Below are 20,970 nucleotides of genomic sequence, written 5' to 3' on the forward strand. Positions count from 1 at the left end.
CGGGTTTCCTATGCGAATGCGGCCATGGTCGCGCTCATTTCGCTGCTCGCGACATGGGCGGTGACCGGGTTCTCGATCCTGGCGAACCCGTTCGGCACATCCTACGATCACATCGACCAGGCGATTCTGAACGAGTTCTGGTTCTGGACGGCATTCTCCTCCACGGTCATCCCGGTCGTTGTCTCCTTTCCGATTGCCATCCTGCTGCAACGTGAGCGCATCAAGCTGCAGGATGCCTTGGACGAATTGGCGGCCGCCCATGCCGAACTGGCCCATCGCTCCCGCGTGGACGCGCTGACCGGCCTGCTCAATCGCGGCGCATTCCTGGCTGAGGTCGAAGACCGTCTGGAAACGCACGGCGCAATCCTGATGATTGATGTCGACCACTTCAAGACGATCAATGACACCTTCGGCCACGGCGCCGGNGATGANGCNNTGCGCGNAATNTCAAAGGCTCTGGCCAGCAANGCGCGACCNACAGACCTTGTCGGNCGGCTCGGGGGCGAAGAGTTTGCTGTCTTCCTGACGGGCTGCATGGATGAGGCAACCGCGCAGGAACGCGCCGAAGAGATACGCCAGAGCATTCACGCCATTCGCTTTGCGCCCGAGCCGGGCAAATTGCACGCGATTACCGCCAGCATCGGGGTCGCCATCGCCCAGCCGCGCAGTCCGCTCGAGGATGTCATCCTGCGCGCCGACAAATCGCTCTATCGCGCCAAGAATTCTGGCCGCAACCGGGTCATTCTGGACAGCGCAGCCTGAGTCAGTTCGCGGCATGGCGCACAGGCCATTCCGCATGTGCAACAAAGCGCAAAAACCTGATTGACATTCATTCGCATCTTCGTGCAAATGGTTCGCATGATCATTTGCGTCTGCAACCGTATCAACTGCAAAAGCGTCCGCTCCGCCGTGGACGCGGGTGCGCGCAGCCCAAAGGCTGTGCAGGCGCATCACGGGTGCAAATTCCAGTGCGGAAAATGCAGCTGCTCGATCGGTGAAATCATCTCCGAAGAGATGGACCGCCGCCCGGCCGCCCCGGCCCTGATCGCCGCGGAATAGACCGACACCTGCCTTTGAAATCGCTACGCTTTTAGACATCGCGCGACAGATCGCGACACGATGCGACATGCGGCGACGCCTGCAGACACGCCCCGCGACAGCGCATGACAGGGCGCTGCAATTGTGTCGCACTTTCACATGCAATTGTTTTTATTGGATTTTTTCTTGATCCGGTGGCACAATCACCCTAGGTGCTGGCCCATAAACATAATCCACGCAGGAGAGCTCCCCCATGAAAGGCGACCCAAAGGTCATCGACTTCCTAAACAAGTGCCTGAAGAACGAACTGACGGCGATCAACCAGTATTTCCTGCACTCGCGCATGCTGCATGATTGGGGCGTCAGCAAGCTGGGCGACTATGAGTACAAGGAATCCATTGAAGAAATGGAGCATGCCGACTGGCTGATCGAACGCATCCTGTTCCTCGGCGGCCTGCCGAATCTGCAGGATCTCGGCAAGCTGCGCATCGGGGAATCGGTCCACGAAATCCTCGAATGCGACCTGAAACTCGAAAACGACGCCATCCCGCTGCTGAAAGACGCAATGGAATATGCCGAAAGCGTCCGCGACTATGGCAGCCGCGACCTGTTCGGCAAGATCCTCAACAATGAGGAAGAACATGTCGATTATCTGGAAACCCAGTTCGACCTGATCGAGCGCATCGGCATCGAGCGCTACACAATGCTCCAGTCCGAAGCCAACGGCTCGAAGGCGCAGGATTAGTCAGGCCGAGGCGCTGCGCCCTTGCGGGAAGCAGCGCCTTGCCTCTCCTACCCTCTCAGAACGCCGCCTGTGCCCTTGGCGACCGAGGCAACGACCTTGTCCATCAGGGCCTGGATGTCTTCATCCTTCAGCTTTTCCTGCGGCTGCAGCGTCATTTCGAACGCGACCGATTTCTGCCCTTCCGGCACGCCTGTGCCCTCATAGACATCAAACACGTCAACGCGGGTGATCAGCTTCTTGTCCGCGCCCTGCGCATGGCGCACCAGGTCTGAGGCTGGCACGGCACGGTCGACCACAAAGGCAAGGTCCCGGCGGATCGGCGTCAGCTCGGCGCGCTCGAATACCGGCTTGGTTTTCGTGTTCTTCGCCTTCATCTGCGGCAGCGCGTTCAAATTCAGCTCAAAACCATAGACCGGCCCATCCACGTCCAGCGCCTTCAGCACGCCGGGATGCAACTGACCGAAATGCGCCACCGTCACTTTCGGGCCGAGCTTCAGGCTCGCCGCCTGCCCCGGATGCCAGTGCGGCTGGGCGGGCGCAGCAACCTGGAACCGGTCACCCGGCTGGCCCAGCGCATCCAGCACCGCGAACAAATCCGCCTTCGCGGCATAGGAATCATAGGCCGCCGGCGTGCCCTGCCAGTGNCGCTCATTGAACGGACGCACCAGCGCAGCCACAACGGTGCGCTGGTCTTTCGGGCCATCGCCCAGATANATCGGCCCGGCTTCGAACAGGCGCACGCCGCGCTCACCATGATTGGCCGCGCGCTGCGCCGCCTTGGCCAGATTTCCGAGCACGGAGGGGCGCATATAGTCNAGATCGCTGGCGACAGGATTGGCCACGACCAGCGCATCGCTTGTCTTGCCAAACAGCGCCGCATCATCCTTCGCCATGAAGCTCCAGCTGACCGCCTCAAGGAAGCCTCGGGATGCCATCACCCGCCGGGCCGCACGTACGCGGGCCTGCATCGGTGTGGTGATCGCCTTCACGCCGCCTTCAGGCGCTGGCAGCGATGTTGTCGGCAACTGGTCAAACCCGACCAGCCGAGCCACTTCTTCCACAATGTCCGCAGACTGCTCCATGTCGAACCGGAACGTTGGCGGCGTCAGATACCAGGCGTCTCCCGCATCCTCGATGCCAAACTCCAGATCCTTCAGCATCCGCCGCATATCGGCCGGTTTCACGCTGAGGCCTGTCAGGCGCTCGACATCTGCTGGATAGAAGGTGACTTTCTTGGTGTTGACCGGCGCTTCGCCAGCCAGGTTCGGCTTCGACACAACGCCGCCGCCATACTCCACGATCAGCGCAATGGCGAGGTTCAGCCCGTCCATACAGCTATGCGGATCTACGCCGCGCTCGAAACGATAGCGCGCATCGGAATGAATGCCGGTTGCGCGGCCCGTGCGGGCTGTGCGCAGCGGATCAAACCATGCGCTCTCAATGAACACGTCGACCGTCTCATCCGACACGGCGGTGGACTCGCCCCCCATCACGCCGCCCAGACCGATGGCGCCGCTATCATCTGCGATGACACACATCTCTTCGGAGATGTCATACGTCTTGCCATCCAGCGCGGCGAGCTTTTCGCCCTTGCGGCCAAGGCGCGCCACGACCGGGCCTGACAGCTTCGCGGCGTCATAGGCATGCAGCGGACGAGCCCGATCAAGCGAGATATAATTCGTCACGTCGACCAGCAGGGATTTCGGCTGAATACCAACGGCCTTGAGACGCTGCTGCATCCAGTCCGGCGACGGACCATTCTTGACGCCCACGATTACGGCGCCCGCGAAGACCGGACAAGCCTCCGGCGCGTCCAGCTGGATCTGGACCGGGCATGGCTTGGTGCCAACAACTTTCTTGAGCTCCGTGCGCAGGAAGCGCCCTGCCCCGGCCGCGGCCAGATCGCGTGCGATGCCCTGTACACCCAGCCAGTCGGGACGGTTTGGCGTCACCTCAAAATCAATCACCGGATCATTCAGGCCCAGCGCATCTGCGGCAGGCGTGCCCAGCGCGATGGACTCGTCCAGATCGGCGATGCCGTCATGGTCTTCCCCGGCTTCGAGTTCCTTGGTGGAACACATCATGCCGTAGCTTTCGATGCCGCGAATCTTGCGCGGCTTCTTGTCCAGCGCGAAATCGAGCCCCGGAATGAACGTGCCAAGCGGTGCATAGATTGCCGTCATGCCAGCGCGGGCATTCGGCGCGCCGCAGACGATCTGCTTTTCACCATCGACCGTGTCGACCGTACACACGCGCAGCTTGTCCGCATCCGGATGGGGTTCAGCAGCCTTGACCTTGCAGACCGTGAAGGCGGCAAGCTTCTCGCGGGGGTCTTCGACCTCTTCCACTTCGAGACCGGCTTTCAGCATCAGGCCCAGAATATCGTCCAGCGTCGCCTTGGTGGCGAGGTGGTCGTTCAGCCAGGAAAGGGTGAATTTCATCGTCTATTCCACTTCAGCGGTCATATCGGTTTCGGGCTTGGGCACGTAATTCGCCAACGCCTCAAAGACATCTTCGTCGCTGCGTTCGCAGCGTTTGACAGGCTCGGCGCGCGACATGGTCGTCCCCATGTTCAGGCCGGTCGCGGTCCAGCATTTGTTGAACACCGAACAATAGCAAATCTCCACATCCAGCGCGCTCCAGGCCAACGCGGCCGCATCGCGGTCGGCGACGGATACGCGTTCGCGAGACCAGTCCACCCGCAGAGGGATCACTTCTTTACCCGGCGCTATGGCCCTGCCAATGAGGCTTGACCAGGATTGTTGGTATCCAGATGGAAACTTGTCTGCATACGGGGTCAGACTTTTGACGGGCACCCCGCCCTTCGACACATCGACACGCTCGATCAAAGCCGGGCCTACCCCGCTGTTCGANATGCGTAGCCCCATTGAGACCATCTCGGGGGAAGATGACACAAAACCCTCGATCTGTACGACAGGATAGACGGCGCCATGCTGCTGCGCGCGCATCACGCGGCCCTGGTCCCANGCGATGAAGACGGCAATCGCGCTGGTCAGCACCGCGCAAATCGCAATCAGCATCTCAACCTTGTTGCCATTGCCCATGGACGTGTCCTCAGCTCAAGCCGCCACTGACGCTCGGCGTACTCCACGGCGCAAAGCCATAGTGGCGCGTCCATTGCGGGTCAGCCTCGAAGTATGGGCGCAGNTCCGGCATGCCGTANTTCAGCATGGCCAGGCGGTCGACACCCATGCCGAAGGCAAAACCCTGATATTCGTTCGGGTCGATGCCGCAATTGCGCAGNACGTTCGGATGCACCATGCCGCTGCCGAGGATCTCCATCCAGCTGTCGCCGGCACCAATCTCGATCGTCTCGCCCTTGCGGGTATATTTCACNTCCATCTCTGCCGATGGCTCGGTGAAGGGGAAGAAGTGCGGNCGGAAGCGCGCCTCGACATTATCCACTTCGAAGAAGGCCTTCACGAAGTCGATCAGGCAGCCCTTCAGATGGCCCATATGGATGTTCTTCTCGATCACGAGNCCTTCGACCTGATGNAACATCGGCGTGTGGGTCGCGTCCCAGTCATTNCGATAGACCCGGCCNGGCACCAGAATNCGGATCGGCGGCTTCTGGCTCATCATCGTGCGGATCTGAACCGGAGACGTGTGCGTGCGCAGAACCTTCGCCTCATCGCCTTCCAGTGCATGCATGAAGAAGGTGTCGTGCGTCTCGCGCGCCGGGTGGCCTTCCGGNAAATTCAGCGCGGTGAAATTGTGCCAGTCGTCTTCAATGTCCGGCCCTTCGGCGACGGTGAAGCCCATATCGCCAAACACGGCGGCGATTTCCTCGAACACCTGCATCACCGGGTGCAGNGCGCCGGCNACCGGGCCAGCCTTCGGTGGCAGGGACAGNTCAACCGTCTCGCTCGCCAGCTGGGCCTCAAGCGCCGCGTCCTCCAGCGTCTCCTTGCGGGCGCGGATCGCGGCATCAACGCGAGTCTTCAGCGCNTTCAGCTTCGGGCCATTCTCCTTGCGCTCCTCGGGGCTCATCTTGCCCAGGGAGCTCATCAGGCCAGACACCCTGCCCTTCTTGCCAAGCTCGGCCACACGCACCTGTTCCAGCGCGGCAAGATCGGCAGCTGCCTCAACTGAGGCGAGCGCCTCTTTCTCGATCGTCGTGATATCGGACACTGGGGTCGCTTCCCTTTACTGTTCGAGCGGGCTTTTTAGGCGCTTCGGCGGCGCATGCAAACGCCCTTAAAGAAAAAGCCCGGCTTTGACGGCCGGGCTTTGTCACTTGTGCCTTTCAGGCAGGTTAAGCGAGGGCAGCCTTGGCCTGTTTGACCAGGGCGCCAAATGCTTCCGGCTCGCGCACGGCAATNTCGGCCATGACCTTGCGGTCGACCTCAATGCCGGCTTTCGTCAGGCCGTTGATGAACTGGGAGTAGTTCATCTCGTCATCATGGATGCGCACAGCGGCGTTGATGCGCTGGATCCAGAGCGAGCGGAACTTCCGCTTCTTCACCTTGCGGCCGACATAGGCGTACTGACCGGCTTCCCAGACAGACTGGTGCGCGATGCGGAACGTATTCTTGCGGCGGTTACGGAAACCCTTTGCCTGCTTCAGGATTTTCTTGTGGCGGGCGTGGGCGGGAACTTTGTTACGTGAACGGGGCATCTAGGCCTCCTAAATCAAGATCTGAACGGAAACGGGCCTAGAGGCCGTAGGGCAGGAATTTCTTCACAACGCGAGCCACATCAGCTTTCGCAGCGACTTTCGTGCCGCGGTTCTGGCGGATGTACTTGGAATTGTGGCTGATCAGACGGTGACGCTTACCTGCGACGCCGTGCTTCAGCTTTCCGGTTGCCGTGATCTTGAACCGCTTTGCAGCGGCCTTTTTGGTCTTCATCTTCGGCATTTCATGTCTCCTGTATGCGAGCTCTCACCGTAAAGGCGGCCCAAGGTTCATGAGCTGGAGGGCATGCCGTTCGCCCAAACCGCTCGGAAGAGGCGGCTTATGACGGATCAGGACCGGAGAATCAAGAGGCCAATATGCTGTTACTGCGGGGGATTTCGCATATGGCTTGCCGCAACTTGCCAGCAACCGTAAGGTCCACCCTTGTTATAAAGTTTCAGGGGCAGATTTCATGCGCACACTCCTCCTCGCCGCCTGTATGGCGGTCTTCGCCTTGCCGGGCCTCGCCGACGACACCGCCAATGGCAAGACAGACCCTGCCGACATCCCGGACGCGCAGGTGTTCACGTCTGACCACTCGCTGCGCCTCGGCTCAAAAACCGTGAAATACAGGACCGTCGCCAGCGAAACCTATCTGCGCAACGAAAAGGACGAGCCGACGGCCTCTGTCTTTTCTGTCGCCTATGTCGACACCAGCACGACCAGTGCCGCGCAGCGCCCGGTGACCTTCGTGTTCAATGGGGGGCCGGGCTCTGCCTCGCTCTGGCTGCACATGGGCGCCTTCGGGCCGAAACAGGTCCTCACCCCGTCAGACGCCTCTGATGTGGGCGCACCGCCCTACACGATGCGGGACAATCCCAACTCCCTGCTGGATGTCACCGATCTCGTTTTCATTGATCCGGTCGGCACGGGCTATTCCCGCCCGCTGGGTGAGACGGAGGGCAAGGAATTCTACGGCGTGAATGAGGATGCCGAGAGCATCGCTGAATTCATCCGCATCTGGCTGACCGAGAATGGCCGCTGGAACAGCCCGAAATACCTCGCCGGCGAAAGCTATGGCACCACGCGCGCCGCCGCACTGACCGAAAAGCTGCAAGGCGGCTGGAACGGCATCGGCCTGAACGGCGTGATCCTGATATCCGCAATCCTGGATTTCCAGACCGCCCGTTTTGCGCCGGGCAATGACACCGCCCACCTCGCCTTCTTCCCCACCGAAGCCGCCACCGCCTGGCATCATGGCAAGGCCAACAAGGCCAAGTGGAACAATGATTTCGACACGTTCATCGAAGACGCGCGCAATTATGCCACCGATACGCTGGCCCCTGCCCTGATCCGTGGCTCAACGCTGAGCGAAGCCGACGAGATTCGCATCGCGCAGGAAATGAGCGATTTCATCGGCCTGTCACCGGAATGGATTCGTCTTGCCAATCTGCGCGTTGATCCGCATCGCTTCCGCAAGGAACTCCTGCGCCGCGAAGGCTATACGGTTGGCCGCTTCGACAGCCGCTACAAGGGCGTGGATAGCGAAGGCACGGGCGAGACGCCAGAGAATGATCCGTCCGGCTACGGCATGGATGTCGCCTATGTCGCCGCGATCAATGACTATCTGACCCGTGAATTGAAAGTGGACTTCACCCGTCCGTACAAGGTGCTGACAGGCGAGCCAGGCTCCCAGTGGAACTGGAGCGTCAACCAGCAGGGCTGGCCATCCTATGTCAATGTCGCCCCCTGGCTCGGCAAGGGCATGCGGGAGAACACCGATCTGCGCGTCCTGCTGGCCTCCGGCTGGTATGATCTGGCCACGCCATTCTTCGGAGCAGAAATGTCCCTGCGCAAGAATGGCGTCGTGCTCGATCGGGTCGAGTTCGACTATTATGATTCCGGCCACATGATGTATCTCGCCGAAAGCGACGGCAAGAAACTGTCCGATGACGTGCGGGACTTCATCCGCGCCGGTCAGTAGTCCAGGCAGGAAATTCGCGTCAGACCGGGGATGGGCTGCCCGCCTGTCCCCGGCCTGAACGCAAGCGTCACCGGCGATTCCGCCTTCCCAATCCGACAGCCATTCGCGTCGTGCATTCTGTCCCCGTCATTCCGGTGCCTGGCGTCATCGGAATGGGGATTTGACGAATCCCGGTGAGCGGAAGAGGCAGGGTCGCTACCTGTATACTTCCTGACTACCTCCTGTTTCGCGGCCTCGTCTCTCCGCTCGCAACACACAAAAAAACCGGAGGGCTGGTGGCCCGTCCGGCTTTTCGTGCTGGTTTGTGTCAGCGGCAATCAGCGTGGTGCGAGCACCATGGTCATCTGACGGCCTTCGAGTTTCGGCTCCAGTTCCACTTTCGCCGTTTCCTCGAAATCGGTCTTCACCCGGTTCAGCAATTCCATGCCGAGATGCTGGTGCGCCATTTCACGTCCGCGAAAACGCAGGGTGACTTTCACCTTGTCGCCGGCCTCGAAGAAGCGCGCCATCGCTTTAGCCTTCACGCCATAATCATGCGTGTCGATATTCGGGCGCATCTTGATCTCTTTGAGTTCGGAAGACTTCTGCTTTTTCTTCGCAGCGGCCTTCTTCTTGCGCTCTTCGAACCGAAGCTTGCCATAGTCGAGAATCTTGACGACGGGCACTTCCTGGTTGGGAGATACCTCCACGAGATCCATTGCGGCTTCCCGGGCTGCGTCCAGCGCAGCCGTCAGGGGCATCACGCCCTGCTTTTCACCGTTCTCATCAATCAAGAGAACCTTGGCGGCGCGAATGTCATCATTGATACGTGGGCCGGCGGACTTCTGTGGTCCCCCGGTGTCTGGTCTGCGAGCTATGGCGAATCTCCTTTATCGCTGTTTCAGTTATGCTGAATATGCCCATTATTGTTGGGATCTTCAAGGCGGACGGCCATTCTACACTTCAGCCGCCACGTCAAGATGGCAGCACACCCAGCGCGCGGACCGACTGCCACACATCATCCACGCTCAGTTCGGCCAGCGTCGGCGCGGAATTGATGATGATCGTCTTCGCGCCGCGCGGGGCGGCATGGTCGGGATTGCTCTCTGTCAGGGCGAACAGGGCGACGCCGGGCGCCCCGGCAATCGCGGCCATGTGCATCGGGCCGGTATCATTGCCCACGACAAACAGCGCCTTCTCCGCAAGGGTCACGATCTGGAACAGGTCCGTGCGCGTGGTCAGGCTTTTGGTGCGCGGTTCCTTTCGCACGATCTCATGGGCCAGCTGGCCCTCGGCCTTGCCGCCAATGATGACCGGTGTGATGCCCGCATCTGCAACCCGTTTCGCCAGTTCAGCATAGTTCTCGACCGGCCAGCGCTTTGCCTCCCGATGGGCGGAAGCGCCCGGAATCAGCAGCATGTAGGGTTCTTCCAGGCTGAAATAGGCCGGCTGAAGGCGCGGCGCATCTCTCAGCTTCGGGCGCACCCAGGACAGGTCCGGCTTGGGCGCGCTATTGCCTAGCCAGCGGCCATCCGGTGCGACGCCCGCCACTTCCAGCTGCTCGGCCAGACGGTCAATTGAGTGCATCGTCTTGCGCTCGGCATTGTCATGAAAGAAGGCCGCCTTCTCATGATGGCCGGACCAGAGCGGTGCCTTGCCGGTCTTGTTCAGGGCAGTGAAATAATTCTTCGTCCGGCCGCTGGTCTGGAAATCATAAATGATATCGTACCTTGCCTTGCGAATGCGCGAGATCAGAGCCGCCGTGGCCTTCATCGTTTCCGGGCGACCATCCGTCTCCACGGCATCGACATAGGGGCAAAGCTCGGCAAATCCCTTGTAGGGCGGCGTGGTCAGCAGCGTGATGCGCGCTTTCGGGTGATGCTCACGCACAGCTTTCATCGCGCCGAGGGCCAGCACGAAATCGCCCAGCGCGCTGAGCTTGATCACAAGAACATTCTCGGCAGCCTCGCCCGGATTGACCGGACTGGCCGATTTGACCGATTTCGCCATTCGGGCCTCGATTTCCCCTATTCCAGCAAGGTCTTATAGACCCCGAGGGTCGCGGCCTGAAGCCCCCGTTTTGAGTAATGTTGCCGAATATGCTGCTGACCGGCCCGTCCCATGCCATCCCGGGCCAGCGGACCGACCGACAACAGCGCCCGGATCGCCCCTGCCAGCGACTGCGCATTGCCCGGCTCGACCCGCGCGCCGGTCTCCCCTTCGATCACTGTTTCGCGCCCGCCGCCATGATCGGAGACGATCACCGGCTTTGCCATCGCAGACGCCTCCGCCGCCACACGCCCGAAGGCTTCGGGCCGCACGGAGGGGGCCAGCACAATATCGCTCGCCAGATAGGCCGCCGGCATGTCCGAAATATGCTCCGACATGATCACACCGCGGTCGAGCCCATGTGCGACCACAGCCTGTTCCAGCCGCTCGACATAGCCCTTGCGCCCCTGTGCATCACCCGCCAGCACAAGCACCAGCTTTTCCCGCTCGTCTGGCGCCAGCATCGCCAACGCCTCAATGGCGACCAATTGGCCTTTCCATTCCGTCAGCCGTCCGGGCAGCAACAGGATCATGCGTGGATCGTCCACCAGGCCGAGCCCCTCGCGAATGGCCTTCACCCGCGCCACTGGCACCGCGGTCGGGTCGAATGCCTCAAGGTCCACGCCGCGCGGAATGGTGACAACCTTCTCAAACGGCACGCCATGCTCTGTCTTCACATGCTCGGCAATCCATTGCGAATTCGCGATCACCAGGTCCCCCTTCGCCATGACGGAATTGTACCGCTTCTTCAGCTTGGTCTTGCCGGAATAGGCGCCGTGATAGGTGGTGACAAAGGGCACGCCCATCGCCTGCGCGGCCCAATAGGCGCTCCAGGCTGGCGCGCGCGAACGGGCATGGACCAGATCCACATGCTCCTGCGCGATCAGGCGCTTCAACTTGCCTTCATTCAGTTTCAACGTGATCGGATTCTTGGATTTCGCGTCCATCCGGATCAGTTCCCCGCCCAGCGCCTCGAACGCCGCTTCCTGCCGTCCGCCCCGGCTGGCCAGCAACGCGCGCCCGCCCGCCTGAATGATGGCTTCGGTGACTTCCAGCACAGTCCGCTCTACCCCACCGGCAGAGAGTTCCGGGGCCACTTGCAGGATGGTCTTGCCGGTCAGGTCCGGAAAATCGGGCAAGGCGAATTCCCTCCACTCGCTTGACAGGCGAAACAGATGGAGGAACGGGAGAGGAATGACAACGTCCTATTTCACCTCACCCGAAGGCCGACGCCTTGCCTATCGCGCCACGGCCCCTTCCCGATCCGGTCTCACCTTTGTCTGGCTGTCTGGCTTCAAATCCGACATGAGCGGCACCAAGGCCACCGAGCTGGAAAGCTGGGCCATTGAAGCCGGGCACGGCTTTCTCGGCTTTGACTATTCCGGTCATGGCGAGTCCGATGGCGCATTCGAGGACGGCACCATCTCTGACTGGCGCGCCGATGCGCTCGCCGCAATCGACACGCACAGCGCCGGGCCGGTCGTTCTGGTCGGCTCCAGCATGGGCGGNTGGATGGCGCTGCTCTCTGCCCTCGCCCGCAAGGACCGCGTGGCGGGACTCGTCCTGATCGCGCCCGCGCCGGACTTTACCGAAAAACTGATGTGGCCGGAATTCTCCGCCGAGGCGCAGGCCGAGATCATGGAAAAAGGTTTCACGCTGCGCCCGTCCGATTATGACGAGCCCTACACCATCACCCGCGCCCTGATCGAGGATGGCCGCACCTGGCAAATCCTGGACGCGCCGATCGAACTGAATGTGCCGGTACGCATTCTCCAGGGCATGCAGGATGTGGATGTTCCGTGGAAACATGCCGAACGGCTGGTCACCGCGATCACGAGCGACGACCTCGTCTTTACCCTGATCAAGGATGGCGACCACCGCCTGTCACGCGCTCAGGACATTGCGCGACTGAAAGCGACATGCGGCGATATTGCGGCGGCCCTCATCGACTGACCTTTCCCCGAGTTAATCGGAACAATGGCCGCGGCCAAACATTGATTTTGTGCAGGACGGGATGATCCGTCCGCCCGCGCTCCCTCACCACGGGTCGCAGCGTGGTTGCAACACAAGATCAAGGAGACATGCTTCATGTCAAACCAACGCGCACAAGGTCGAAAAATGGCAATCCTCGCCGCAGACGGCTTTGAGGAAATAGAGCTGACCAGCCCGAAGGAAGCCATTGAGTCCGCAGGCGGTGAAACCAGAATCGTATCGATGGAAAAAGGCTTCATCCACGCCAACCAGCACCGCGAGCATGGCGACAAATACAAGGTTGACCTCTCACTGGACGAGGCCAAGGCGGAAGACTTCGACGCGCTGCTTATCCCCGGCGGCCTGTTCAGCCCGGACGCTCTGCGCACGAACGAGCCGGCAAAGCAATTTGCATCGGACTTCTTCAACCAGAAGAAACCCGTCTTCTCCATCTGCCACGGCCCACAAGTCCTGATCTCAGCGAATTTGGTCAATGGCCGCGAGGTCACCGGATTCCCGGCGATCCAGCAGGATCTGAAGAACGCAGGCGGTATCGTCAGAGACGAATCCGTCGTGGTCGATGGCGGACTGGTCACCTCCCGCTCCCCGGACGATCTGGGAGATTTCAACGCGAAGATCGTTGAAGAAATCTGTGAAGGCAAGCACGAGCGCCAGCGCGACTCGGTCACCGCATAACAGAAACGAATCCCCTTGACCTGCCCCCTCTCAATGAGGGGGCTTTTCTATGCTCCGTCCTCTGATTTCCAGACGGCCGCCAACCCCTCCCGATAGGTCGGGAATGCCGGTNGCCAGCCAAGCGCAGACTTCGCCCGCGCATTCGAGACGCGCTTGCATTCCGCATAGAAACTCCGCGCCATCGGGCTCAGCCCTGCCTCTTCGAATGGCACTTCCGGGGGCGGCGCAATGCCCATCAAGTCGGCCGCATAGGCAGTCACATCCTGCGGCGGCGCAGGCAAATCATCGCACAGATGGAAGATGCCGTGCAGATTCGGCCGTTCAAACAGCGCGTCCAGTCCGCTCGCAATATCGTCGACATGCACGCGAGAGAACACCTGTCCCGGCTTCACCGCACGATGCGCCTTGCCGTCCCGCAATTTCTGGAAGGGAGACCGCCCCGGCCCGTAAATGCCCGGCAGGCGGACAATCCGCGCCGCGCCGTCCGTCGCGTCCATCCATTGCCGCTCTGCCAGAACGCGCGCGCGGGCGCGGTCAGATCCCGGATTGACCGGACTCCACTCCATCGCCCAGCCGCCATTGAGGTCTCCATAGACACCCGTTGTGGAGAGATAGGTAACGCTGGCCGCGCCGGGCTCAGCGTAGGTCGCCGCACGCGCGGCGGGGCAGCCGTCTGCATCCGGCGGCAAGGTGACCAGCCAGTGCGCGCCTTCGGGAATGTCCGGCAGGCCTTGCCCGTCCCAGACCTGCGCGGCGATACCATCTGCTTTCAAGGCCGCCGCCTTTTCCGCGCTGCGAACGGTGCCCGCAATGCCGATTCCACGGGATTTCAGCCGCCCCGCCAGCTTCAGGGCGCTATAGCCCAGCCCGAAAACAAAAAGCAGAGATGTCGTATCTGTCATTTGCGCTGGCCGCTCCTGTCGGGTCTAAGACCCCGTACTACAGTTTCCGGAGCCTTTGATCCATGTCCATCCTTGCCCTGGCCGTTGCTTCCTTCGCCTTGTCGCAATCTGCAGCCAGCGCCACAGTCGACACGCGCGAGGCAGAACGGCTGAAGGCGTGTGTCGCCAAAATCGAGGTGGACGCTGAAGAAGCCTATGAGGATGGGCTCGCCTGGACCTATCAGGGCAACCGCCCCGGCGCGCGCCAGTGCACCGCCCTCGCCCTGATCGCGCTGGGCCGTGAGGATGAGGGGGCGGCGCGCCTTGAACAACTCGCCAACTCCGTGGATGGCGGAACGATAGAGCAACGCGCCGAATACCTGACCCAATCGGGCAATGCCTGGCTTCAGGCCGGCGCACCGGAAGCGGCCATCGTGACGTTCACCAACGCACTGAAACTGAAGCCCGGCGTGCCGGACCTTCTGGTCGACCGCGCCAGCGCGCATTTGATGCTCGGCAATTGGGAAGATGCCAAATCTGATCTCGACAGCGCCCTGTCACGCGCGCCAAGCATGGCCATTGCGCGCCAGCTTCGCGCCGAAGCCCATCTCAATCTCGACCAGCTGGACCTCGCCATGACGGATATAGACGCCGCCATGGCTGCCGATCCGGAAAACATCGACACGCTGGTCCTGCGTGGGCGTGTGCGCGAGGCCATTCGCCTGTCCGAAGTGCGTGTACTCAGCCCGGATATTGTGGACTGAGTTTCAGTCCTATTCCGGCTCGGGTAGAGCCATCAGGCCCCGGGCGGTCATCCATCCCACGAACTGGTCAAACCAGGCGTCCGCCGTTGCGCCGCGCTTGTACGACCCGAAACCGTGTCCCCCATTTTCATAGAAATGCAGCTCGACCGGCTTGCCTGCGGCGACCCATGAATCGACGAGACCAAAGCCCTGCCGCCCGAACAGGGAATCATCCGCCGCCAGAGCTGTGAACAGCGGCGGCGCGTCTGCCGGCACATCGACCGAAGTCATCGGTCCATAAATNTGCCCGATGAAGTCTGGCTTGGGCGCGTCACTTTCATCAAGGGTGACCGCCATCGTCGTGATCGCCCCNGCTGAGAAGCCGAGCATNCCGATACGGTCTGTATCNATGCCCCAGTCTTCGCTTNGGGCCTCNACCAATCGCAACGCCGCTTGCGCATCCTCNACGGCCGCCGGAATGCCCTGCATGGCATCAATCGGCTCCATATCCGGTGTCGGCGCAAAGATACGCTGGATATGTTCCGAGAGCTCCTCCTCAGGTACCGGCGTTTGCATTGTGCGGTATTTCAGAACGAAGGCCGCAACCCCCTGCTCTGCCAGCCATTCCGCTATGGGGTAGCCCTCATTGTCGATGGACACGAACTGGAATGCACCGCCGGGCACCACAATCACCGCCGCGCCATTCGCTTTCTCCGGGTCCGGCAGGACAGGCAGCAATGTGGGATGATTGACGTTGCGCACCCAGCGCTCTGTGCCGATGCTCGTCCATATCTCCGTATTCGCACCGACCGCCTCCGGATCAATGAGCGGGANCGCCCCCTCNTCCACTTGCGCAGGAACACGGGTCATGCCCTGCNCNTGGGCAGTAGCCGGGATCGCGGCGACACACAGCGTGAGTGCGAATAAGCAGGTCCGGATCATGAGGGGCCCCTTTCAGAGATCAGCCATAACGCGATTGCAGCATGGCCCAGGCCGCCCGCAGGCCGCAAGGTGCGCCGCCTTCTGGCCGTCCATATTTTCCGAGCCGCCAGGCCCAGACATCGAAATGCATCCAGCTCGGCGCGTCGACGAACTGTTTCAGGAACAAGCCCGCCGTGATGGANCCGGCAAACCGGCCGCCGGAGTTCACAAGATCGGCAATCGGGCTCTTGAGATCGGCGAGGTATGGGTCCCAGAGCGGCATGCGCCAGACCGGGTCGCCCGTTGCCTTTGCGCCCGCCTCAATGCCTTCGGCCAGGCTTTCGTCATCAGTATAGAAAGGCGCGAGTTCCGGCCCCAGCGCCACGCGGGCTGCGCCGGTCAGNGTGGCGAAATCGATCAGCAGATCCGGCTTTTCCTCGCAGGCGCGTGTCAGTGCGTCCGCCAGGATCAGGCGGCCTTCCGCATCCGTATTGTCGATCTCGACGGTCAGCCCCTTTCGGCTGGACAGGATATCTCCCGGACGGAANGCGTCGCCCGCAACGGCGTTCTCGACCGATGGCACATACAGCTTCAGATGCACCGGCAGGTTCGCGCTCATGATCAGGTGCGACAGCGCGATCACATGCGCGGAACCGCCCATATCCTTCTTCATGATGCGCATGCCGGAACCGGGTTTGATGTCGAGACCGCCGGAATCGAAGGTGACCCCCTTGCCGACCAGCGCCACGCTCGGATGNGACGGGTCGCCCCATTCCAGNTCCATGAAGCGCGGTTCGTACACAGCGGCGCGGCCCACAGCGTGGACCATTGGATAATTGTGGGCCAGCAAATCGTCGCCAATAATCGTCGTCAGTTTCGCGCCGAAGCGTTCTGCCGTGTCGGAAATTGTCGCCTGAATATCCTGTGGGCCCATATCGGCCGCAGGCGTGTTGACCAGATCGCGCAGCAACGCGCAGGCATCCGCCTCACGGCTCAGCGCGTCGGCATCCTCGCTTTCCGGAATGACGAGCTTTGGTGGGGTCGCCTTGTCCTTGAGGTAGCGNTCAAACCGGTACGCGCCGTCAGCCCAGCCAGCAGCGATGTTCTTGAACGGCATGCCGCCACTTTCGGCGACAGAATACGACCCCTTGGGCAGCTTCGCCGACAGGCCGGCAACAGCCAGCGCATCCGTGCCCTTGCCCAAACCATAGAGTACGCGTGACAACTCTCCCGTCTCCCCCGGCACCAGCACGATCTGACCGGCCGCTCCTGTGAATTCCTGTGCCTTGGCCAGCGCTCGCGCAGATGGGAACGGATCGTTCTCCAGCTTTTTGAAGGCAGCAATTGTGTAGAGGAAGACGTCAACGGCGCCCTTTGGGTCGGCGGTGAAGCTCTTATGCATGGAATTCGGGCCTTTCGAGGCGAAGAGTTAATGAAATCTGCCGGGGCGTTAACCGATCCTTGACGCCCTGTCGGCAAGACTCACGCAGGATTAGGCCAGATACTGACCCGGAGCCCGCTCATGTCCAGAGCCAAAACGTCTTTGACTGCACTGTGCCTCGTACTGGGAGCCTGCGCGACGACGCCGGACCCGGAGGCGGAGGCTCAGGCCGAACTGGCACGCGCCATCGAAGACGCGATGACACCTGCCACGGCAGAAGAAATTGAAGCGGCCAACAATTCAGATCCGCTGACCAAGGCCAATTTCTGGGCGAATGAATACACCAAACGCCCCGAAGACCTGGACGTTGCATTGACCTTCGTCGCTGCGCTCAGAGGCATCGGCTCGAATGAACGCGCCATCGAAGTGCTGTCGCAATCCCTGATCGTACATCCGGACAATCCGGACGTGCTGATGACGCTGGGACGGGTCTTTTCCGCCGAGAACAANCTGATGGGCGCGGCACGCGCGTTNGAGAAGACGGCCATTGTCGCGCCTGACCGGGCCGAAGCCTGGTCTGCNTTCGGCATCACTCTGGACAAGATGGAACGCCATGACATGGCGCAAGCGGCCTATGACAAGGCCTTGGCGCTGGAGCCGACACGCACGTCAACGCTGGCGAATTACGGTCTGTCTTTGGCCTTGCAGGGTGATCTGCCCGCCGCCGAGGCCAAACTGCGCCTTGCAGCCGAGCAACCGAATGCGGACCTGCGGGTGACCGAAAACCTCGCGCTGATCCTGGGGCTTCAGGGCCGCTATGATGAGATGGCCGCCGTTTCCAGCCGCTTTGCACCAGAGAGCATCGTGAAGAAGAACACGGCGCTGCTGCAACAGATGATACAGCCCGTGCGGTCATGGGAAGCGCTCGAGGAGGACTCCTCCGTGCCAGCTCAACCGCCCGCTGAATTGGCAGAGCCGCCGAAAGCTGCCCCAACGCAGCCTGTCGATCAGTCCGCTGTCGGCCTTGCTGGCCCCTCCAAAGCGGAGGAAGACACCCCTGCCCCTGCACAGGCTGGCCTGAGACTTCGCCGGACACCGGGCTGATACTTCTGCCGCACACAGAAAAGCGCCCATCAGCCAAAGCCGATGAGCGCCCCTTCTGAAGTCACCCGGACCTCAGCCCCAGTCTGAATGCGTTGTCTCAATTGCCGGCGGCGACGATGCCTGGTTCTTTTCCTGAGATGCCTTGAACCCGATATAGGCTGGCCCCAGCACGACGAGGAACAGNACCGGCANGAAGAACAGAATCATCGGAACCGTCAGCTGCGCAGGCAGTGCGGCCGCCTTNTTCTCAGCAGCCGCCATGCGCATGTCGCGGTTTTCCTTGGCCATGATGCGCAGGGCGTCGCCGAGNGGCGTACCGTAGCGCTCCGCCTGTCCCAGCGCCATACAGACCGCCTTGATACCGTCATTCCCGGTACGCTTTGCGAGGTTCTCATATGCCTGACGACGCTCTGGCAGGTAAGACAGTTCCGCCACGGTCAGGCCGAACTCTTCCGCCAGTTCCGGTGATGCAGATCCGATTTCCTGACTCACTTTTGAGAAGCCAAGCTCGATCGACATACCCGCCTCAACGCAGATCAGCAGCATGTCCAGCGCATCCGGAAAGGCACGCATGATCGATTGCTGGCGCTTCTGGGCCATGTTCGAAACATAGAGGTTCGGTGCATAGAAACCTGCTGCGGCACCAAACAGCAGCGAGCCATATTTCAGCATCGGCGAGAAGCCGTGATCATTGACGAAGAAGATGTAGAAAAACATCAGCAGGGCGCCAGCGAAAGGCAGCGTCATTCGCGCAAAGTAGAAGGCTGACAATGGCCCCGGCCCCCGCAGACCGGCCTTGGACAGATTGTCGACAATGTTCGGATCTTCCAGCGCCTTGGCCAGATTCAGCTTCGACGAAATGTTGCCCACCATGGAATCGTCCGTCCGGCGAAGGCCTTTCGGGTTGTCCAGTGCGGCGCGGCTCTGCTTGCGAAGTTTCTCGCGCTGTTCCGTGACCGCCTTCAGGCGCGTTTCCAGTTTGTCCGTCTGCAGATATGGCAGCAGGACAGAAATCACGGTCGCGAACACGGCGAGNGCGACCAGAAGAGCNGCAATCGCATCAGGCTTGGCGAGTGATGTAAGAATATCTCCCATCTGTCGCCCCTACATGTCGAAGTTGATCATTTTGCGCATAACGGCAACGCCCATCATCATCATGACCACACCGATGGTCAGNAAGAGATGGCCCGTATCCGTCGTGAACAGCTGCATCACATAGGCGGGCGTGGTCATGTAGACGAGGAAACCGACCACAAAGGGCAACGCGCCGATGATCATGGCCGACGCCTTGGCCTCGGACGACATGGCCTTTACCTTTTCGCGCATCATCTTCCGGGCACGAATGACGCTCGACAGATTACCCAATGCCTCAGACAGGTTACCACCTGCCTTGGACTGGATCATGAGCACGATCATGAAGAAGTTCACTTCCTGAAGCGGCACACGCTTGTAGAATGTGTTCAGCGACCGCTCGAGCCCTGCCCCCATGGCCAGATTGTCTGACAGCATAGCAAATTCAGTCCGCAGTGGCTCAGGGGATTCCCGAGAGATGATCCGGACACTTTCATTCAACGGCAAACCGGACTTCACACCCCGAACGATAATATCCAGCGCATCAGCGAACTGGTTGATCATTTTCTTGTTTCGGCCATTGGTCATGAAATTCAGGATCATGCGCGGCAAGCCAACGGCGCCAACAAAGAATGCCGAGCCAACCAGAATCGGACGGCTCTTAAGGGACACGCCGCCAATCACGAGGCCATCGAAACCAAGTGTGTAAACCAGACCTCCAATCAGGAGGCCCAGCACGAGAGAGAGCATCCAGAACGCCGCGACGGGAATATCCAGCCCGGCCTGAGTTAAGCGGGACTTCAAGTTCTGCGGTCGGATCGCCTTGCGCCGCTCCTTGTCCTGCTTGCGCATATTGTCCAGCATTTCCTGGGTTTTCTGGCGGCGCTTGGCGGTTTCGTCCATCGCCTTCCCGCGCTTGCCGGCCCCGGACCCGCCGGTGCCGATCGCCTTGGCGCGCTTCTTCGCAGCCGCGTCGGCGCTATCGCCTGTCAAGGCGAGGCCCACGCCGACAATGGTCAGGAAGGCAAGCCCGGCGATGGCATAGATGATGAGTGAATTATCCATCTATCAGGACCCCAGCTCGTCGAGAGCCACAGCCAGGTCGCGCTCAAGATTGTAATAGGACGCCCGCTCCCAGAAGCGGGGACGACCCACGCCCGTGCCGCGGTGCGTGCCTGCGACTTTTCCGTCTTCGTCTTCGCCCTCGATTTCGTACTTCAGTACATCCTGCAGCACGATGGTCTCCCCTTCCAGCCCCATCACCTCGGTGATGTTCATGATCCGGCGGGAGCCATCCCGAAGGCGAGAGGCCTGCACAACCACATCGATAGACCCGACGATCATTTCACGGATCGTCTTCGCGGGCAGCGAGAAGCCGCCCATCGTGATCATGGATTCAACCCGGCTCAGGGCTTCGCGCGGGCTGTTGGCGTGCAGTGTTCCCATTGAGCCGTCATGGCCCGTGTTCATGGCCTGCAGCAAGTCGAATGCCTCTGGTCCACGCACCTCGCCCACAATGATCCGTTCAGGACGCATACGCAGACAGTTCTTGACCAGATCCCGCATCGTGATTTCGCCAGAACCTTCAATGTTCGGCGGGCGCGTTTCGAGGCGCACGACATGCGGCTGCTGGAGCTGAAGTTCCGCAGAGTCTTCGCACGTGATGACGCGCTCGGTCGGGTCAATGAAGCCGGTCAGGCAGTTCAACAGCGTTGTCTTTCCTGAACCCGTACCGCCAGAGATCAGGACGTTGCAGCGCGAATGACCGAT

The 20,970-nt window shown here is 61.0% G+C and carries 21 protein-coding genes; 8 read left to right on the plus strand and 13 right to left on the minus strand.

The features are described 5' to 3' along the window. The 3 genes from CBB91_RS04870 to bfr all read left to right on the plus strand — a co-directional run. Positions 1–762 (plus strand): GGDEF domain-containing protein (locus CBB91_RS04870; RefSeq protein WP_273012493.1); only part of this gene is annotated, 762 nt, incomplete at its 5' end. A 96-nt stretch (positions 763–858) separates the two neighbouring features. Next, complete coding sequence (locus CBB91_RS04875; protein ID WP_273012495.1) at positions 859–1,059, plus strand: (2Fe-2S)-binding protein; 201 nt, start codon at positions 859–861, stop codon at positions 1,057–1,059. Positions 1,060–1,291: 232 nt separating this feature from the next. Next, positions 1,292–1,783: a bacterioferritin gene (gene bfr / locus CBB91_RS04880; RefSeq protein WP_035554455.1), complete on the plus strand. Its 492-nt coding sequence runs from the start codon at positions 1,292–1,294 to the stop codon at positions 1,781–1,783. Positions 1,784–1,830: 47 nt separating this feature from the next. Here the strand turns inward: bfr and pheT are convergent, their stop codons facing one another. The 4 genes from pheT to rpmI all read right to left on the minus strand — a co-directional run bounded on the left by pheT (position 1,831) and on the right by rpmI (position 6,663). Next, on the minus strand, positions 1,831–4,224 hold the full coding sequence (gene pheT, locus CBB91_RS04885) for a phenylalanine--tRNA ligase subunit beta (protein ID WP_273012497.1): 2,394 nt from the start codon (positions 4,222–4,224) through the stop codon (positions 1,831–1,833). Between the two features lie 634 nt (positions 4,225–4,858). After that, complete coding sequence (gene pheS, locus CBB91_RS04890) at positions 4,859–5,935, minus strand: phenylalanine--tRNA ligase subunit alpha (protein WP_273012499.1); 1,077 nt, start codon at positions 5,933–5,935, stop codon at positions 4,859–4,861. 124 nt (positions 5,936–6,059) lie between these two features. Next, positions 6,060–6,422 (minus strand): 50S ribosomal protein L20, encoded by a 363-nt coding sequence (gene rplT / locus CBB91_RS04895; RefSeq protein ID WP_273012500.1) that lies wholly within the window; start codon positions 6,420–6,422, stop codon positions 6,060–6,062. Positions 6,423–6,459: 37 nt separating this feature from the next. Further along, positions 6,460–6,663: a 50S ribosomal protein L35 gene (rpmI, locus tag CBB91_RS04900; RefSeq protein ID WP_035554449.1), complete on the minus strand. Its 204-nt coding sequence runs from the start codon at positions 6,661–6,663 to the stop codon at positions 6,460–6,462. Between the two features lie 229 nt (positions 6,664–6,892). Between rpmI and CBB91_RS04905 the strand changes: the two genes are divergently transcribed. Continuing rightward, positions 6,893–8,404, plus strand: coding sequence for a peptidase S10 (locus CBB91_RS04905; RefSeq protein WP_273012502.1), 1,512 nt, complete (start codon positions 6,893–6,895; stop codon positions 8,402–8,404). 317 nt (positions 8,405–8,721) lie between these two features. Here CBB91_RS04905 and infC read toward each other — a convergent pair whose 3' ends face one another. The 3 genes from infC to CBB91_RS04920 all read right to left on the minus strand — a co-directional run bounded on the left by infC (position 8,722) and on the right by CBB91_RS04920 (position 11,571). Next, positions 8,722–9,261 (minus strand): translation initiation factor IF-3, encoded by a 540-nt coding sequence (infC, locus tag CBB91_RS04910; RefSeq protein WP_081806217.1) that lies wholly within the window; start codon positions 9,259–9,261, stop codon positions 8,722–8,724. 97 nt (positions 9,262–9,358) lie between these two features. Beyond that, on the minus strand, positions 9,359–10,393 hold the full coding sequence (locus tag CBB91_RS04915) for a glycosyltransferase family 9 protein (protein WP_051602844.1): 1,035 nt from the start codon (positions 10,391–10,393) through the stop codon (positions 9,359–9,361). 17 nt (positions 10,394–10,410) lie between these two features. Next, on the minus strand, positions 10,411–11,571 hold the full coding sequence (locus tag CBB91_RS04920; protein WP_035554446.1) for a glycosyltransferase family 4 protein: 1,161 nt from the start codon (positions 11,569–11,571) through the stop codon (positions 10,411–10,413). 55 nt (positions 11,572–11,626) lie between these two features. Between CBB91_RS04920 and CBB91_RS04925 the strand changes: the two genes are divergently transcribed. Together CBB91_RS04925 and CBB91_RS04930 are read left to right on the plus strand one after the other, a co-directional pair. Beyond that, a complete protein-coding gene (locus tag CBB91_RS04925; RefSeq protein ID WP_273012505.1) occupies positions 11,627–12,385 on the plus strand; it encodes an alpha/beta hydrolase in 759 nt (252 codons plus the stop codon). A 135-nt stretch (positions 12,386–12,520) separates the two neighbouring features. Next, entirely contained in the window at positions 12,521–13,099 is a 579-nt protein-coding gene (locus CBB91_RS04930; protein WP_273012507.1) for a type 1 glutamine amidotransferase domain-containing protein, read from the plus strand. Positions 13,100–13,146: 47 nt separating this feature from the next. Here CBB91_RS04930 and CBB91_RS04935 read toward each other — a convergent pair whose 3' ends face one another. Then, on the minus strand, positions 13,147–14,001 hold the full coding sequence (locus CBB91_RS04935) for an SDR family oxidoreductase (RefSeq protein WP_273012508.1): 855 nt from the start codon (positions 13,999–14,001) through the stop codon (positions 13,147–13,149). A 62-nt stretch (positions 14,002–14,063) separates the two neighbouring features. On the opposite strand from CBB91_RS04935, the gene CBB91_RS04940 reads away from it, so the two are divergent. After that, positions 14,064–14,744 (plus strand): tetratricopeptide repeat protein, encoded by a 681-nt coding sequence (locus CBB91_RS04940; protein WP_051602843.1) that lies wholly within the window; start codon positions 14,064–14,066, stop codon positions 14,742–14,744. A gap of 9 nt (positions 14,745–14,753) precedes the next feature. On the opposite strand, the gene CBB91_RS04945 is transcribed toward CBB91_RS04940, so the two are convergent. Continuing rightward, complete coding sequence (locus CBB91_RS04945; RefSeq protein ID WP_273012509.1) at positions 14,754–15,593, minus strand: alpha/beta hydrolase; 840 nt, start codon at positions 15,591–15,593, stop codon at positions 14,754–14,756. Positions 15,594–15,684: 91 nt separating this feature from the next. After that, complete coding sequence (locus tag CBB91_RS04950; RefSeq protein WP_273012510.1) at positions 15,685–17,046, minus strand: leucyl aminopeptidase family protein; 1,362 nt, start codon at positions 17,044–17,046, stop codon at positions 15,685–15,687. A gap of 120 nt (positions 17,047–17,166) precedes the next feature. Between CBB91_RS04950 and CBB91_RS04955 the strand changes: the two genes are divergently transcribed. Continuing rightward, complete coding sequence (locus CBB91_RS04955; RefSeq protein ID WP_345906729.1) at positions 17,167–18,129, plus strand: hypothetical protein; 963 nt, start codon at positions 17,167–17,169, stop codon at positions 18,127–18,129. A 72-nt stretch (positions 18,130–18,201) separates the two neighbouring features. On the opposite strand, the gene CBB91_RS04960 is transcribed toward CBB91_RS04955, so the two are convergent. From CBB91_RS04960 to CBB91_RS04970, 3 genes are all read right to left on the minus strand, one after another. Beyond that, positions 18,202–19,224, minus strand: a complete 1,023-nt coding sequence (locus CBB91_RS04960; RefSeq protein WP_273012512.1) for a type II secretion system F family protein — start codon at positions 19,222–19,224, stop codon at positions 18,202–18,204. Positions 19,225–19,233: 9 nt separating this feature from the next. Continuing rightward, positions 19,234–20,265 (minus strand): type II secretion system F family protein, encoded by a 1,032-nt coding sequence (locus tag CBB91_RS04965; protein ID WP_273012514.1) that lies wholly within the window; start codon positions 20,263–20,265, stop codon positions 19,234–19,236. A gap of 3 nt (positions 20,266–20,268) precedes the next feature. Continuing rightward, the coding region (locus CBB91_RS04970; protein WP_273012517.1) for an ATPase, T2SS/T4P/T4SS family at positions 20,269–20,970 on the minus strand (702 nt) is incomplete at its 5' end.

The organism is Hyphomonas sp. TMED31, assembly GCF_002172815.1.
GTDB lineage: Bacteria > Pseudomonadota > Alphaproteobacteria > Caulobacterales > Hyphomonadaceae > Hyphomonas > Hyphomonas atlantica.

Coding starts and splice junctions, on each gene's coding strand:
- CBB91_RS04905 (WP_273012502.1), top strand. CDS start 6,893: ATGCGCACACTCCTCCTCGCCGCCTGTATGGCGGTCTTCGCCTTGCCG.
- CBB91_RS04940 (WP_051602843.1), top strand. CDS start 14,064: ATGTCCATCCTTGCCCTGGCCGTTGCTTCCTTCGCCTTGTCGCAATCT.
- CBB91_RS04930 (WP_273012507.1), top strand. CDS start 12,521: ATGTCAAACCAACGCGCACAAGGTCGAAAAATGGCAATCCTCGCCGCA.
- rpmI (WP_035554449.1), bottom strand. CDS start 6,663: ATGCCGAAGATGAAGACCAAAAAGGCCGCTGCAAAGCGGTTCAAGATC.
- CBB91_RS04875 (WP_273012495.1), top strand. CDS start 859: ATGATCATTTGCGTCTGCAACCGTATCAACTGCAAAAGCGTCCGCTCC.
- CBB91_RS04915 (WP_051602844.1), bottom strand. CDS start 10,393: ATGGCGAAATCGGTCAAATCGGCCAGTCCGGTCAATCCGGGCGAGGCT.
- bfr (WP_035554455.1), top strand. CDS start 1,292: ATGAAAGGCGACCCAAAGGTCATCGACTTCCTAAACAAGTGCCTGAAG.